Source organism: Arthrobacter sp. 9E16 (assembly GCF_002929435.1).
Lineage (GTDB): Bacteria > Actinomycetota > Actinomycetes > Actinomycetales > Micrococcaceae > Arthrobacter_B > Arthrobacter_B sunyaminii.
Genome location: NZ_PJIU01000004.1, coordinates 113,887 through 129,813, shown reverse-complemented (window position 1 = coordinate 129,813; position 15,927 = coordinate 113,887). Strand labels below are relative to the sequence as shown.

The window sequence follows — 15,927 nt, the reverse complement described above, 5'->3', positions numbered from 1 at the left end:
TAGCCGACCGGGCACCGCCGCGGCTCCCCCGACCAGAAGCCGCACATGCTGACCGCAGAAACCCTGTACGTTCAAGGCCGCCACAGTGATCTCCTTGCTCCCACTTCTCTGGTGGCGGCCCCCGGAGATGTCCTTCTGGTCCAGGCCGACGATGCCTCCTCACGGACCGCGCTGGCCCTGACGCTCAGCGGCCGAATGAAACCAACCAGCGGCTCACTGCACTGGAACGGCGACAGGCACGTGGGACACCTGCGCCGCCGCAGCGCACTGGTGGACTCCCCCGAGGTCAATGAACCCGAACTGCATCTGCGGGTAAAGGATCTGGTGGCGGAAGATCTTGCCCTGATTCCCCGTGCCGAACGGCCCAAAACCTCCCCCGCCCGCTGGCTCGAGGACCTGGGATTCAGTAATTCCAGCGGCCTGTGGATGGAGCAGGTACCCGCTTCGGACCGGATCCGGCTACTGACCGCCCTGGCGCTGGCCGACTCCCGGATCGACCAACTGGTCCTGGATTCCCCGGACCGGCATCAGGGCGACCCCGGAGCCTGGCTGCCGGTACTGCAGGATGCCGTGGCAGCCGCCGCGGCGACTGCCGCATCCAGGCAGGGACGGCGAACTGCCGGGCGGAACCTGGCGGTGATTGCCGCCGTCGCACAGTTTCCTCCAGGGTGGAACGGGCCAACGGCCCGGGCGGGGAACGCTGCATCAACCGCACCATCCCCTGCAGTGATCCCTGCCGAGGCAGGCACTCCTGACCCCTCCAACAACCACGCCCCGGCCGCCCCCGGCCCTGCCGAAACGGAAGTGACCGCGTGACCACGCTGCGGCTGGCTCTCTCCGAGCTCAAGCGAATGACGGGGGGCTTGCTTCCCAAGCTGGCTCTCGTTGCCCTCACGCTGGTTCCGCTGCTCTACGGCGCGGTGTACCTCTACGCCAACTGGGACCCCTACGGAAACCTCGACGGTGTTTCCGCCGCCCTGGTGATGGAGGACGAGGGCGCCCAGACCGACGACGGCGAGCGGCTGGAGGTGGGAAACACCGTTGCCGATTCCCTGCTCGAGGACGGCACCTTTGACTGGGAGCTGGTGTCGGACCCGGATGCCGCGGACGCAGGCGTCATGGACGGCACCTATTCCTTCGCCCTGAAAATCCCGGCAGACTTCTCAGCTTCCCTGGCGTCGCCGTCGGACTTTGACACCGCACGCCAGGGGATCCTGAACGTCACCACCAACGACGCCAACAATTATCTGCTCGGCAGCATCGTGGACAAGCTCACCGGCTCCGTCCACGACACCGTGGCAGCCGAAGTCGGCGAGGAAACCGCCAATCAGCTGCTGACGGGCTTCAGCACCATCCACACCCAGATATCGGACGCCGCTGACGGCGCAGCGGAAGTGGCCGCGGGATCGGCGCAGGCCGAGACCGGAGCCACGGATCTAGCGACAGGCCTGGAAACGCTGCGCAGCGGCGCGGCGGAGCTGTACGCCGGACAGCAGCAGCTCGTCACCGGCTCACAATCCCTCGCCGCGGGCGCCGCTGATCTCAGTGCCGGCGCCGGCGAGCTGTCGGCCGGCCTGTCCCGGCTGAACGCCGGTGCAGCTGCCCTCCCGGATCAGACACAAACACTGGCCACCGGTGCCGAACAGGTTGCGGCCGGAAATTCCGCCCTCAACTCCGAATTCCAGAGCGCCGTTGCCGGAGTAAAAGCAGCTCAGGACGCCGCTGCCGCCCAGCTTCAGGCCTCCACTGCGGAACTCGTGACCAGCGGGGTCCTCACCCAGGATCAAGCTGATCAGGTGCTTGCCGCCGCCGCGGAAGACGGCAGCACGTCGTCCCCTGACATCGCCGCCCAACTCGACGCGGCCGCAGCCTCAGTTCAAGCACTCGCGGACGGTTCCCGCCAAGTGGCCGACGGCGCAGGGCAGCTTGCTGCCGGCATTCCGTCCCTGACCGGGGGTATCTCCGATGCCGCTGCCGGAGCGGGCGCCCTGGCGGAGGGCACGGCGTCGCTGTCCACCGGTTCTGCGGAGCTGGCAGCCGGCCAGCAGGATGCCCTCAACGGCACCGGCCAGCTCTCCGCCGGCGCAGGTTCAGCAGCCGAAGGGGCCGCCGCCCTGCGCGACGGACTGACGACCCTCACCGGCGGTTCCGCGGAATTGTCTTCCGGACTCGCAGAAGGCGCCGGCAGCGTTCCCAACCCCGACGACCAGCAGCGTGCCAATGCTGCACGCGTCATCGCCAATCCGGTCAGCGTCAACACTGTCGCGCAGAACGAAGCGGACAGCTATGGCGCCGGCATTGCCCCGTTCTTCCTTGTTTTGGCGCTGTGGGTCGGCGTCTTCATGCTCGTTCAGGCGATGCGCCCGATCAGCCGGCGTGCACTGGCCTCCAATGCGCCTGCCTTCAAAATCGCCCTGGGCGGCTGGCTTCCGTTCCTGGCCGTCGCCGTCGCGCAATCCACCGTGCTGTATGCCGTGGTCCGCTTCGGGCTGGGACTCTCCCCCGCCCACCCGGTGCTCGCCTGGGGCTTGCTGCTGCTCGCCGCTACAGCATTCTCGGCCCTGATTCAGGGCATTGTGGCGTTGCTCGGATCGGTGGGGAAGTTTGTGGTCCTGGTCCTGCTGGTGCTCCAGCTGGTTTCATCGGGTGGAACTTTCCCCTGGGAGACCATTCCCACTCCCCTGCATTTCGCCCACGATGTGCTGCCCATGGGGCATGTGGTCAGCGGCCTGCGGCAGCTGCTCTACGGCAGCGACCCGGGCCAGGCAGGCGTCGTGGCTCTTGGTCTGGCGGGCTACACCATGCTGGGACTTGTGCTGTCCACCCTCGCGGCTCGAAAGCACAAGATGTGGACGCTGAAGACGCTGCAGCCGGAAATAGCCGTGTAGTCCCGGCCGCGGTTATGCCCTGCGGACTACGAAGTCCGTGACCTTGGCGTCGCGTCCGTCGAGTTCGGCCCACGGCTTGTCCGTTTGCATCACGGTCAGGCCGGAGGTGGGATAGCGCGTGGCCATCTCCATGACGGCGTCTTCATTGGAATCGACCGAGGCCAGCCGCATGGCCAGGTCCTGCACGCCGGGCAGGTGCGAGATGACCAGCAGGCTGGTCACGGTCTCCGGCACGTTGTTGATGATGCTGAGGATCTGCGTGGCCGGCGCACTGTAAAGCCCGTCCTCGAGCTTGGGTGTTGGGCCCTTGTCGCCGAGTTCCTCGCAGATCCAGGTGCAGGTCTGCCGGGTCCGCAGCGCCGAGGAGCAGAGGATGAAGTCCGGGATGGAGTTGTGTTCCACCATCCAGCGTCCGGCCAGCGGTGCATCGCGGTGTCCCCTGCCGGACAGGGGGCGTTCGTGGTCGGAGACGTCCCGGGGCCAGTCCGCCTTCGCGTGCCGCAGGAGCATCAACTTTTTCAGGTGGTGGCCGCTCATTGGCCCAGTCTATCGGCGGTGCCGGGATCGGATATCCGCTCCCGGCACCGCCTGCGCATCAGATGCTGTATTCGGGCGCAGCCCAGACAACAACCTCGGGGTGCTCGTAGAAGCGGTAGCCCTGGCCGCGGACCGTCCGCACCGTGTTCGCCAGCCGGCCCAGCTTGGAGCGGAGCCGACGGATGTGAACGTCGATGGTGCGCTCATTCGGCACTTCCTCGGCGTTGCGCCACAGCCCGGCCAGCAGTTCTTCACGGCCAACGGTGCGGGTGGCGTTCTCCACCAGGTAGTTCAGGAGCTCAAATTCCTTGAAGGTCAGATTCAAGGTGTCGCCGTCCAGGTGCACTTCCCGGCGGGAGAGATCGATGAGGACGCCGGAGGGCCGGGGTGCGCTCTGAGCCTGGACCGGCTGGGCCGCTTCGGGGCGGGGGCGGCGCTGCACCGTGGGATCGCCCAGGGCTTGGCGAACGACGTCGATATCGGAGCCGGCCGCTTCCGCCGGCGCCAAAGCTACCGCCGCGTGGCTCTGGGCACCCGGGCACAGCGTCTGAATGTAGGCGCGGACTTCCTGGGCGAGCTTAGTCAGCGACGTTCCATTGGCTGCCGCCGCACCCTCGTCGAGGCCCACATAGATAACGAAGCCGCGGGCAACGGTGTCATTGCTGACAGACTGTGGACCCGGAATCCCGTTAGGAGTTACGACCGCGGTGGGTGCCGTCATGGGCGAAGCCTCATTCGTGGAAGAAACGGACTGCAGGCGGGTTTCCGGCCTGCCGAACCCCTGGGCTCCGTACTGCTGCGGTGCGTACCCCTGGGCCCCGTACTGTCGGGGGAAGTCCCCTATGGCGCCCTGCCGCGCTGCGCCGGCCCGGTTCTGCGCATTGCGCAGTGAGATGTGTACGTACCCTGATGCTACTGACATGTTGCAACCTCAATGTGAATTACCGTCATCACGCTCGAATGCTGGGGGTGTGCCCAAGTCGAGATGGCGCAGTTTCGCCCGTCATTGGGCCTGAGTGGTGCCTGAAAGAGGGGGGTGGGTCAGTCAGGCGTGCATTCGACAACAGCACGGCTTCTCAACGGCTGAGCCGAAGGGAAGGACTGCGACAGGTGCTGTCGTGTGGATGTTCACATTACGGATTATTGCATGTAACAAAGGGTGTAGCGCAAGTAACATTGCGACAGTTGTCTCACCATGTGGAACGTTTCGGTCTAAATGTGACCTACTTCACTGTTTCTTCCCTTTGACTGGCAGTGTGGTGCACCCTTTCGAGGACGCGCCATTTGGGTTCCGCACGGCCCCTACAGGGACTTTTTGGGGAAAAAAACGCACCCGTTCATAAGTGATCTTATAAACGGGTGCGAGTCAAGCAATTCGGCAAGTGTCCAAATACTGGACGACTCTCTTGACTAGTTACGGTTCCTCACGGAACGGATGACTAGTCAACGACGCCGTACAACCGGTCCCCGGCATCGCCCAGGCCCGGCACAATGTAGGACTTCTCATCTAAGCGCTCATCGATGGAGGCCAGCACAATGGTCACATTGGCGTCGGCCAGTTCCTTCTTCAGCACTTCAAGGCCTTCCGGTGCGGCCAGCAGGCAGATGCACGTGATGTCTGCAGCTCCGCGCTTGAACAGGAACTTGATGGCTTCACGGAGGGTTCCGCCGGTGGCCAGCATGGGATCCAGGACAAATACCTGACGCCCGGTGAGGTCATCCGGGAGCCGCTCAGCGTACGTGATGGCTTCGAGGGTTTCTTCATTGCGGGCCATGCCCAGGAAGCCGACCTCAGCTGTGGGAACCAGACGGGTCATACCTTCCAGCATTCCGAGGCCTGCCCGCAGGATGGGCACCACCAGCGGGGTCGGCTTGACCAGGCCGGTGCCGACGGCGGAAGTGACCGGAGTCTCGATCTGAACGGGCTCAACGCGGACGTTGCGGGTGGCTTCGTAGGCCAGGAGGGTGACGAGTTCTTCCGTGAGCTGGCGGAACACCGGTGAAGGGGTGTCCTTATCGCGGAGAACGGTGAGTTTGTGGGCAACTAGGGGGTGATCCACTACAAGTACGCGCATGCTTCAAAAATACCACTCGCAGCCGATCCCTCCCCTGCGGTGCGGGGGATCCCGACCGCTTTCCGGGCCCGGCCGCAACCTGCGGGAAGATAGGACCATGATGCCGCCCACCGAACAGCACGAGTCCTGGATGGATCTTGCCCTGACGGAGGCGCGCGGCGCCCTGGCGACGCAGGACGTGCCGATCGGCGCCGTCGTCGTCGGTCCTGACGGAACCGTGATCGGCACCGGCCGCAATGAACGCGAGGCCACGGGCGATCCGACCGCTCATGCCGAAGTGGTGGCCATCCGCGAGGCCGCTGCCGCCGTCGGGGAATGGCGGCTGGAGGGCTGCACCCTGGTGGTCACCCTGGAGCCGTGCGCGATGTGCGCCGGAGCGATTGTCCTGGCCCGGATCCCGAAGGTGGTGTTCGGTGCGTGGGATGAAAAGGCCGGGGCTGCCGGATCGGTGTTCGACATCCTTCGCGAACGCCGTCTGAACCATTGGGTGGAGGTCTTCCCGGAGGTCCGCGAGGCGGAGTGCGCCAAGTTGCTCACTGACTTTTTCGGCTCTCGGCGATCAGGCTGACAGCGGGGGCATTCATACGTAGGCTTACTAACTCAGAACCCGATACCCAAGGAGTTCAGTTATGAGTTCAGACAAGGACGGACTGGATACAGTCGTCAAGATTCTCGAGCACGCCGATATTGCACAGCTGACCACCGAGGACCTGAGCGGAAAGCTGGTCAGCCGGCCGCTTCAGCTGCAGGAAACGGATTCCGACGGCAACCTGTGGTTCTTCACCCAGGACCCCTCCCCCAAGGCGGACGAGATCCGGGCCAACCCGAACGTGAACGTTTCGGTGCATGATTCCAAGGGCTACCTGTCGATCAGCGGCAAGGCCACCATTACCAAGGACGAGGGCAAGATCGAGGAGCTGTGGAAGTCTCCGGTTGCCGCGTGGTTCGACGAGGGGCGCGAGGACCCGTCGATTGCACTGATCAAGGTGGATACCGACACCGCTGAATACTGGGCCACGGACGAACCCCGGGTGGCCACCATGTTCAAGATTGCCAAGAGCGCCGTCACCGGTGACACCCCCAACATCGGCAAGAACGACGTCGTCGACCTCTAGTTTCGGTGACCTCTCGGACTGCGGACCCGGCCGTTTTGGGGCATTGGCCTCCGACCCGGTAAGGTTGACGCGATGGTGACGTGTCCGAGCGGCCGAAGGTGCAACACTCGAAATGTTGTTTGGTGAAAGCCAACGTGGGTTCAAATCCCACCGTCACCGCCAGATGAGAAAGACCCCGCTTCCCTTGTAAACAGAGGGAACCGGGGTCTTTTGCTTTGCCTTGACTATGTCCAGCGGTAAAGCACCAGCAATAGGATTCTCAGCGGCCCTTGACGTCGCGCCTCGGCCGCCCGGATTTGGCCGCGCCCCGCCCGGTCGTGGGCCGGAACTGATCAATTCGTTTTCATGGGCCGGATCATCGTGAACAGGAGCTCACTCTGCTCACCGGAGAAAAGCCCCTCGACTCCTCGCGACAGCAGTCCGTCCAAGGTCTGTCTCCTTTCAAGATTTGGCGTTTTGATCACCCATCCGGAGGATGCCCCACATCCCCTGGCTGACGGCCCAGCGGAAGGAACCGCTGCGGTAGGCGTGGTCTCCTGGATCCCAGCGTCCTTCGGGCAGCATCACCAGGTCCTGGGCGAAGCCGGCTGAGATGGCGGTAACCGATCCCGCTTCGGGGCTGCTCTTCTTTGCCTTCCGCACCCAGGGAGCGACATCCCAGGCGAAGTTGTGCACGGTGAAGGTGTGGTTGCGGGGCTTGTCGCCGGCGCAAACCAGGCGCCACCAGATGGGCAGGTCCCTGCTCGCGTGCTGGATTGGGGCGGTGAGGTTGGGCAGCGCCATGGGATTCTGTTGTGAAGTCAGCGGGGACCGGTAGCTGATGGCCTTCTGCCCGGCATCCACGGGAGGGTCGCTCGGAGAGATGTCAGGAAGTGGCTGGTCGATATCGCCGCGTAGGAAGTGACGCAGCCCGTCCTGTAGGAAGAAAACAAATTCCTGGGCGATGACTTTGTCACCGCTCTCCAGGTGAACGTGGGCGCCTGTCCACTTCTGCTTGTCCTCGTTCTGCGGGTCGACCGGGGTGATGTCGCTGGGCTCGATCACGACAGCTCCGATTAAGCCGTGGTGCCGGTGGTTGCGGATGTCACCCATATCGAACAGATAGCAGGTTTGGCCTCGTTCGCGCCCGTCCTGATATGTGTCGAAAGCCAGGGCCGGATCCGCGTACCACCAATACTCCCGCCAGTTCGCGTCCCGGTGCCCGATGCCATGGTCGGTGCGGTGCACCACCGCATTGACTGCGTCGTGTCCGCCGTGCACGCCATGAGCAGCATCGTCCACGTCCAGAGCGGCTACGGTGCCGTCCTGGTTCAGCCCCACGTATGCGCCGTCGTCGCTCTGCACGTCGTAAAGCAGCAAGCTGGGGTGCAGGGAGACTCGAGGACTGACCGTTCGACGGTCCGGGTAGCCCAGGTGGTCACGGTGCTCCACGGGCAGCCTCGGCGGGCTCACTTCCGGTCCGAAGTCCGGGAGCCGAGGATCTTTCGTGGCGAAGTCTTGGTCTGGGAGGTTCTCCTGCGGTAGCAGGAGCTCGTTGATGAGGGTGATCCTGATCCATTCCCCGGGATGTGCCCGCAGGACCAGTGGCTGGTCGGAACCGTCCACATCCACTGCCCGGAGATTGCCGGTCTCGCTTCCATCGTCCCTGGTCTCAGCGACGGACTCTTCGGCCGTACGGTAGATCAGGCCCCACGGGTCGGTCAGTGCTTGGCCGGCGTACTGGTGCTCGTGGCGCTGGGCGACTACCACGTACTCCCGCACCTTCCCAGCCGCCCACGTTCCTCCGGGCACCCGGAGGGGGCGTGGGGGCAGGAATCCGTTGGACTGGGAGAGGCGGAACTGACCCAGTGCCTCCTTCAGTTCCTGGTCGGTCGGAGCTGCAACGCGCCCGCTTTCGTCCTCCGTCCTGGGCATGACCTTGGTGATGCGCCGCAACGGGGGAAGTTCACGGAAGTTCTCCGAGCTGGGCTGGAGCGAACGGATCAGTCCCCAGCAACCCAGCCACAGGTCGTCCATGACAGTGAACTGCCACAGGTGGTCACCGACCCCGTACGGGCTCGTCGCCAGACGCTTTCCGTCAGCTCCGATTTCCGGCGGGTTGATGTCCACGGTGAAGGCCTCCGAGATGCCCATCGTCTGCTGGTTCACCCACGGCGACTGTTGGTTCTGCCAGTCCTTGCGCCATCGCATGCCGTTGAGCATGAAACTGTGCTGCTCTTCGTGCGAGCCCTGGAAAATCCGGATGCGCAGTCGTTCTCCAGGATAGGTGTAGATCACCGGTGTGTCGGGGTCACCCTTGTGCTTCGGCGGCACAGGCAGTGGCGGCGACATGTACGGAGCCTGCACGTCTAGGACCTTCCGCTGCTCCTCGTCCTCGTTCTTCAGCGAGGAGCGGCTGGAGCTGAACCACTCGGAGGGGTCCTTGCCGCGGTATCGCATGGGGGTGCACCGGTAATTGACGCCCATAACACCGGGATCGTCATCACCGCCCAGCAGGTTCGGCTCATTCAGCGGATCATCCTCTGATTGAGGTTGAGCAGGGATGGGGTTTGGAGGACGATCGTCCTTCGGACGGTTCAGCGGCACAAAGTCCCCAAGGGCCAATCCAGCTTCCCGGAAGGGGTCTTTTAGAGCTACGTCCCCATCCCCCTTTGAAGTTCGCGGTACGATCACGGCCTGGGAACCAACCCATGCGGGCGTCTGCTGGTCCGGTAGGTACCAGCGGGTGCCGTTGGGTTCGGCGATCAGGGCTGCGAACAGGCCGCGCTTCTGCCGGAAGTTCGCCAGCAGGTGGTCGTGGAAAAAGCAGGGGCCGAACTCCTCATCCACCACCCACCGGTGCAAAGAAACATTTGCAGGGGGATTGTTGATCTTGCCGTCCGGGATGGCTTCGGGGGAACTGGCGCCGGAGAGGTAGTTCCAGCCGGTGGCTGAGCCGTCGGCAGCGAGCACGTCGAACTTCACCAGGTGCACGTGCAGACCACATTCAACTGGGTGGCCGGGAAAGTCGAAGTGGTCGCCTTTGACGGTGCCCACCGTGTTGGACAAGCGCAGCTCCACGATGTCGCCGTGATTGGCCCGCGGGAAGAACGCGTCGGCCCCGCCGTCGCCTTTGTTTGCCGGGGGTTTGAAGTGCATTGGATCCCCAAGCCGGTGCCCGTCGCCGTCGAGACGGGTGACGGTGATTCCTTTGAGCTGATAGTGGTGTACGTGCGGGTCGTACCAGCCGGCGGAGTTGTAGATCATCCCCCGTTCCGCCATGTCGATGTCGTAGTGAATAATCCGTCGCTCGGGCACCTTCGCCTTGGTGTTCCACTTCCGGGCGAGGCCGTCCAGATCGACGAAAAGAGCACCGGGTTGATCACCCGACCGGCAGTTGGGTGCGAAGGCCGCCCATTCCTTGTCGGAACAATGCGGCATCTGCAGCAGTTGGCGTCGCCCGTTGACCGGGACCTTCCTCTTCTTTACGTCTTTCTCGCGGGGTGAGGGCGGCGGTGGAGATTTGCGGGGATAGGTGGCGTCGATGAACCACGGAAATCCGGGTTGTTCGTCGGTCGAGGGGATGGGGTCACGTCCGGGCAATGGCTTCAGTTCGGGACAGGGAGTGCCGTCGGGGTAGGCCCGCTCCCCGTCGACCAGCCGGTCGAAGCTGCGCCACAGTCCCCACATGCCGTGGTGGAAGTGGGGGTAGAGGTGGCAGTGCCAGATGATGTCGCCCACCGCATGCTGGCGGCTGCCCGAGCCATAGAGCGGGTCGATGGTCATGGCGGTCTGCGGACCGATGGACACCGAATCCAGCAGCTGGGAACCGTGGTGCTCGCCTATCTTCCACACGGAAGGCTCAGCGGTGTCCTGGGCGACGGCTCGCCACTGGTGGACGTGCAGGTGGTAGACATGGGTCTCTTTGACCCCGGCGTGCACCAGCCGCACCCGGCTGGGGTCCCCGCGGTAGGCGCGCAGAATCGGCGTCACCGGTTCGCCGAACAGCCATGAGCTGTGATGCTGCTCCTCGCCGGAGACGCGTTCGAGGAAATCGCCGTTCTTGTCTTTGGCCACCCAGAACTCTTCTCCGAGGGTTTCGTTGTCGATCCTGATTTCAACGACTGAGTGGTCGATCCTGTTCTTATCGGGTTCTGCCTTCGGCGCGCCTTTACGCAGGCGCCGGTGCAGCCGATAGGGAAGGCGGTTGTGCATGGGTTCAGCGCGGTAGGACAGGGGCATGGCCGAGTGGGGCAGGGGGTGGGGGATGCCGCTATGCGTCTCGGGCTCGTCGTGGAAGAAGACGGTGAACTCGCGGAAACTGCAGTTGCCGGCGAATTGGTCCGGATTGTCCTTAGCATGGTGGAAGTCGACGAAATTGTCCTCCCGCCATTTCCGGCACCGGTTGCCCGCCTGGCAGCCCTCATGCTGCTCGTCGCGGCAGTCCTCTTGGGGAGCCACCACTTTCCCGTCCTTGAGGCGGTGTTCGTCGCGGGGCACGACGTCGGCGTAGAGCCCATCGGGGCGATCTGTGCCGTCGAGCCGTTCCCCCGTCTCCGGGTCGTACCATCTCGCGCCCTCGGGCTCGACGACAAGAGCGGCGAACAATCCGTGGTTGTTGGTGCCCCGGTCGGTTCCGCGGATGTCGCCCAGATCGTTGATCGGCCACACGCCTTCCCGGGCACACATCCAGCGGTACGTCATTTTAGATTGGTAGGGAACAGCGGTGGGGTCGTTGTCGCCTACGCGCGCCCCATCTCCATACCGGACGCCTGAGCCGGTGCCGTGTCCCGGGACGGTGCCCCCGAGCCCGTCTCCTTGCACGTGCATGCCCACTTCGCGGCCGCGGATGCTGTTCTCGAAATGCACCTTAAGCTGTTCTCCCCGGCACGCCCGCAACACCAGCGGACGCACCAGCGGGATGGGCTTAAGCGGGTTGCACCGGTTGTAGGCCGGAGTTTGTTCACCTTTGCCGATCAGGTCAGGACTGTGATCGTTGAACATCAACCGTTCGATGTCCTCGTCCCTCAGCTGAGACCCGGGACGCTGCCTCCGATACCATGCCAACAACTCCGGCCACCCCTGGCGGATCCTTTCCAATTGCCCTTCGATAGCCCGCTCGGCCTCCTCGAGCTGCGACAGCCACGAGGTGCGCCACTCCCCCATGGTTTCCCTCAGGCCATGTTCGAAAACATCATGTTCATTCTTCGCCTGTTGCTCCTCTAGTCGCTCCGGATCCGGCGGGGCCTTCGAGGAGAGACTGGTAATCCGCCCATCAGTCAGCTCCCGCAAAGCGGCAACCAGTTCGTCCACCGTGGCCCGGTAGTTCTGGCGTATCGCACGATCCTGCGGATCCAACCGTCGACCGCGGACGTCCCGGTCTTCCCGGTCAAGAACTTCGGACTCGCTGCCGAAGTCCTTCAACAGATACTTATTCCTCTCCGGTCCATCGGACAGGATCCGGCGCATCTCAAGGAGCCGCGGCACTGCGTACACCACGGTTTCCATCAGCTGGGTCTTGCGGTGCATCTTGGTCAGGTAATCGCCGTTTTTCTCTCGTTGTTCCTTCACCCAATCCAGGAGGGGCTGGTACACGCGCAAGGTGTAGAGCAGACCGTTGGGATCGTGGTCGCCCTCGAGCGAGTAGACGATCGGGAAAGACATGGCCACAACGTGGTAGGTGCGGAATTGGGTAGACGACATGGTGAACTCCGTGATCGAGCCGCTCAGCGGCAGAAAAGGTCTACATCAAATGGGACTATCAAAGGCGGGAATCAGCGCCGTAGCGGCTCCCATAGCGATGAGGGCGAAACCGGTAGGCCATACCAAGCGCCGGCCCCACGGGACGAGGCGTTCTGCGGCCATGACTACGCTCAACGCGACCATCGCAGGCAGCGCTGCGGTGCCGACGGTAAAGCAGATGAGCATCAGCGCCCAACAGCACCCGATGCATGACAGCGCGTATGCACCGGACAGGGCGAAAATCTCCGCGCTGGCAGAGCGCCGACCCTGCCAGTGCGCCAGCACGAAGCTGCGCGGGCTCCGGCAACCGCGCAGGCACAAATCTTTCAGCGGGGTGAACTGATAGCCACCGGCCCCGATCAGCACGGCCCCGGTCACCCAACGGGGATCGATCGCAGGCCATCCACTGGAAGCCAACGCCTGGACACCCAAATCGCCTGCGACGAGAACCGCCCCGATGACCATCCAAGCCCCGATAAAGGTCATGGCGCTCCAGATGGTCAGACGCCACGGATCCGGACGGTGCGAGGCTAGTCGTCGCACCGTCTGCAGCAGCGGGAGGGCTGGCGGAAGCATCATGGCCACCACCATGAATCCCCAGCCGCCCAGGGCTACTGCACCACCGACCAGAGCAGGAGGAATCACGAACGCGGCCGTACCACCGTGCTGAGCGTGTGTTTCCGCGGCCGGCCCAGGAGCCAGCACTTCAGAGGTCACCGTGTGGCCTTCCAGCCCGTGGCCTCCGGGCCCGTGGGTCAGCAGCAGGACCCCCCAGGCCATCGCCGCCATCACGATCGTGCTTAGAACAAGGAGGTTCATGTCGAGGGGGCGGCTCGCCCCGGACTGGTGAGGCGCCGCCGGGGAGGTGGGGGTCATGATGCTGGTGCTTCTTCACCAGGCATGCCCGTGTGCACGCCCGCTGCGGGGTAGCGGTAGTGAAAGGTGCCGCGCATGCCCGAGCGGCCCTTGACGTTGATGTTGCCTCCGGGCAGGGCACCGACATTGATGATTAACTCATCCCCCGCCTGGGCAGTCACCGGGTTCTGGGCCTGTAGCTCGTAGGTCAGCGCGGTGTTGGACAGCTCCAACGGCTGACTCTTAGCGTTCTCGGCCACGTCAAACCGCTCCGGCTGCCCTGTCGCGTGAATCAACAGGTCTTGAAGGGGTTGCGGTTTCTGCGGGTTTGTTCGGGTGCGGGTGACTGTAGCCGTCCAGCGGTGTTCGTCATCGAACTCGAAGGAGATCCTGGCCGGCTCGGCCCCTACCACCGTTCCGCTCATCTCGGCCAGCTCAGCCAGCGGGCCTATACCCCCTCCCTCCTTCGTGGGGTGTTCGGCGAAGGTACCCCGCAAGGCCTGAAAAAGCTGCTCATCCGTGGTTTCCTTGTTCTTGCAGTCCGAAACGTCGATGTAGATCATCGAAGTGGCCGGTGCTGAACTGTCGCGACGTTTGCCCGCGTGGATTGCGACGCTGACGACCTTGCACCCAGTGACGACGAGGCCATCGATCTTCGACTCAGTGCCGTTCCCGGTGAACTCCCACAAGACGAACCCGGTGCAGTGTCCCTCCACAGGGTCGTCGTCCACCCAGCAGGGGCAGATGACAGTGCAGTCGCAGGCCTCAAGAAAGCTACCTGTCAGTGTGTATTCCATGACGGTCCTCTGATTCTTGGATGTTGGGACAGCGCCCGGCAGGATCCTGTCAGGCCACGATCCGGACAATCGCTGTGCTGGTGCCGCCAGCGGCGGAGACGACCGTGACCGTGGACGGCGGGGCATCGAGAGCAAAGACCCCGACCGGGCCGGACAGCCCGCCACGCCCTGTGACAGTTAGTGCCGGGGCGCCACTCTGGTCACTGGAGATTGCGCTCACGGTGAGCGTCTGGTTGGTACTGTCGTAGTCGGCCTGCGTGATCGCCACCGCATCGGTGACCCCTACGGTTACCGGCAGAGCAACCGGATCAGTCCGGTTGGTCACGGTGACCTGCGTCGGAACCGTGCTGCCCGCAGATATGCTGGAGAGATAGTTGGGGGTATTCCCGCCCTGCAGAGGCGTCTCCGGACCACCTCCAAGTGATACTCCGAGCTGCTGTCCGGGAACGGATCGGGCGAACACCTCCACCATCACCGCCCCAGCCGCCGCTCGGCTGTAGACCGCGCGGGTGATCTCCGCCCCATGGATCGTGGCGATCCGGCCCTGCAGCACGAATTGGTCCGTGTAGACCTTGTCCGGATTCCCAGGATCATTCGGATCTGAGTCAGCCCCAGCTGTACCCGCCCCGGTGCCTTCCACCAGGACGAAGTTAGTGTTGAACGGACTGCCCGTGATCGTGTGCTCTGTGGCGCCGTCACCGATGTAGCCCTCGGGCAGAGCGGGATCGGGCGTCCACTGCAGGAAGGGGGCAATCTGCCCGCCCAGAGCCCCGGTAAAATCCAACGGTGTCAGGCCGATGTCCTCCGTCGCAGTCACTCGACCCCGATCATCGGTGGTGGCCTGAACCGTGCCGTACGGATGCGTGAGCGTGTACGTCGTCTCTGGGCGTCCGTCGCGGACCCGGAACCGGATGCGTCCGAAGACGATCTGCTCGCCGTCCACCACGTCTTCCGTAGCAAAAGTAGCCTCCAAAGCGAGGACCACCCTCACTTCCCCGTCCTGTCCTCCTCCGCCTAGAGGAAGCTCCGCCTCCGCCGTAACGTAGAAGGACTCGCCTGGGAAGTTAGCGATGCCTCGCAGAGTTCCGCTTTCATTCAGGTCAGCGATGACCGGGGTTCTCGGGTCATCGCGCTGCCAGGCCAGATCCAGACGCGTACCCGTAACGTCTTCGTACCACAGTGGATAGCCCGTCCGGGGATCAATAGGTCCTGTATCACTTAAACGCTGCGCATTCCCAGGCACCGCACACCCCACGATCGCACAAGAATCTACAAGAGGTATATGCAAATTAACACAGAGTGAGAACGGCCCGTGACCTGCCGTAACGCAGTCACAGTGAGGTAAACACTGGACAGTAATCGCGCTGCTGGAGAAAGCTTCGATTACTAGCAGGTGCCTAAAATAACATGCCAAGGAATCGGCTTCAAGGCTCGTCGCGTTTGAGGGTGTAGGCGTGGTTGAAACCGTTTGGTTTCAGTAGTGAACGGAGCCCGCCTGGAAGACATTCGGTTGAAGAGGTTCGCCGAGGTAAGGAAGTTTGCCGCCCATGCCCTCGGCTTAGTGGACCCCGAAACATTCCGGGCAGTAGCCCAAGATTCTCGATTAGGCCTCTTCGCCAGCGGGCACGGGTCTAAGAACTGCGAACGAGCAGTACATACGGAAAACAGCTGGGGGGGTCACTGGGTTTCGGCGCAGTGAGTACGCCTTCCTCTTCCTGCCGACGGCGTCTCTGAACGGCGCATCTCGACCGTCTTCTGGATCTGCTGGACTGCGTTCTACGCAGTATTCATTCCGCTGAAGTCCCGTCGCCGTCGCGGGTCAGCCAAGGCCCGGCCATTTTCCGGGCCTTGATATTCAGCGGCCCGTAGTGCGTTCAAATCCCCCGTCACCGCCACATGAGAAAGACCCCGCTTCCCCTGTAAATCAAGGGAAACGGGG

General features: G+C 63.6%; 11 protein-coding genes and 1 tRNA gene. 5 read left to right on the top strand and 7 right to left on the bottom strand.

Annotated elements, in window-relative coordinates:
- The first annotated feature begins 45 nt into the window (after positions 1–45).
- Positions 46–816: an ABC transporter ATP-binding protein gene (locus tag CXR00_RS16315; protein ID WP_104055813.1), complete on the top strand. Its 771-nt coding sequence runs from the start codon at positions 46–48 to the stop codon at positions 814–816.
- A complete protein-coding gene (locus tag CXR00_RS16310) occupies positions 813–2,888 on the top strand; it encodes a YhgE/Pip family protein (RefSeq protein ID WP_104055811.1) in 2,076 nt (691 codons plus the stop codon). Before CXR00_RS16315 ends, CXR00_RS16310 begins: the two co-directional genes overlap by 4 nt.
- A gap of 12 nt (positions 2,889–2,900) precedes the next feature.
- Here the strand turns inward: CXR00_RS16310 and CXR00_RS16305 are convergent, their stop codons facing one another.
- The 3 genes from CXR00_RS16305 to upp form a co-directional block, all read right to left on the bottom strand.
- Positions 2,901–3,425, bottom strand: coding sequence for a histidine phosphatase family protein (locus CXR00_RS16305; protein WP_104055810.1), 525 nt, complete (start codon positions 3,423–3,425; stop codon positions 2,901–2,903).
- Positions 3,426–3,483: 58 nt separating this feature from the next.
- The gene (locus CXR00_RS16300) at positions 3,484–4,347 is read right to left on the bottom strand and encodes a winged helix-turn-helix domain-containing protein (RefSeq protein WP_104055808.1); all 864 of its coding nucleotides are present in this window, start codon (positions 4,345–4,347) and stop codon (positions 3,484–3,486) included.
- A gap of 517 nt (positions 4,348–4,864) precedes the next feature.
- Positions 4,865–5,500, bottom strand: a complete 636-nt coding sequence (gene upp / locus CXR00_RS16295) for a uracil phosphoribosyltransferase (protein WP_104055807.1) — start codon at positions 5,498–5,500, stop codon at positions 4,865–4,867.
- Between the two features lie 100 nt (positions 5,501–5,600).
- On the opposite strand from upp, the gene tadA reads away from it, so the two are divergent.
- The 3 genes from tadA (at position 5,601) to CXR00_RS16280 (ending at position 6,777) form a co-directional block, all read left to right on the top strand.
- Entirely contained in the window at positions 5,601–6,068 is a 468-nt protein-coding gene (tadA, locus tag CXR00_RS16290; protein WP_104055951.1) for a tRNA adenosine(34) deaminase TadA, read from the top strand.
- Between the two features lie 61 nt (positions 6,069–6,129).
- The gene (locus tag CXR00_RS16285; RefSeq protein WP_104055805.1) at positions 6,130–6,615 is read left to right on the top strand and encodes a pyridoxamine 5'-phosphate oxidase family protein; all 486 of its coding nucleotides are present in this window, start codon (positions 6,130–6,132) and stop codon (positions 6,613–6,615) included.
- Positions 6,616–6,689: 74 nt separating this feature from the next.
- A tRNA-Ser gene (locus CXR00_RS16280) sits at positions 6,690–6,777 on the top strand.
- Between the two features lie 279 nt (positions 6,778–7,056).
- Here CXR00_RS16280 and CXR00_RS16275 read toward each other — a convergent pair.
- The 4 genes from CXR00_RS16275 to CXR00_RS16260 are packed head-to-tail and all read right to left on the bottom strand — an operon-like array spanning position 7,057 to position 14,961.
- Positions 7,057–12,297, bottom strand: coding sequence for a multicopper oxidase domain-containing protein (locus CXR00_RS16275; RefSeq protein ID WP_104055803.1), 5,241 nt, complete (start codon positions 12,295–12,297; stop codon positions 7,057–7,059).
- Between the two features lie 45 nt (positions 12,298–12,342).
- Positions 12,343–13,212 carry a DUF2182 domain-containing protein gene (locus CXR00_RS16270; protein ID WP_104055801.1) on the bottom strand — a complete coding sequence of 290 codons (870 nt, stop codon included), beginning with the start codon at positions 13,210–13,212 and terminating at the stop codon, positions 12,343–12,345.
- Positions 13,209–13,988: a DUF1326 domain-containing protein gene (locus CXR00_RS16265; protein ID WP_181032601.1), complete on the bottom strand. Its 780-nt coding sequence runs from the start codon at positions 13,986–13,988 to the stop codon at positions 13,209–13,211. The genes CXR00_RS16270 and CXR00_RS16265 overlap by 4 nt, the downstream gene beginning before the upstream one ends.
- A gap of 49 nt (positions 13,989–14,037) precedes the next feature.
- On the bottom strand, positions 14,038–14,961 hold the full coding sequence (locus tag CXR00_RS16260; protein WP_219816916.1) for a hypothetical protein: 924 nt from the start codon (positions 14,959–14,961) through the stop codon (positions 14,038–14,040).
- Between the last annotated feature and the right edge of the window lie 966 nt (positions 14,962–15,927).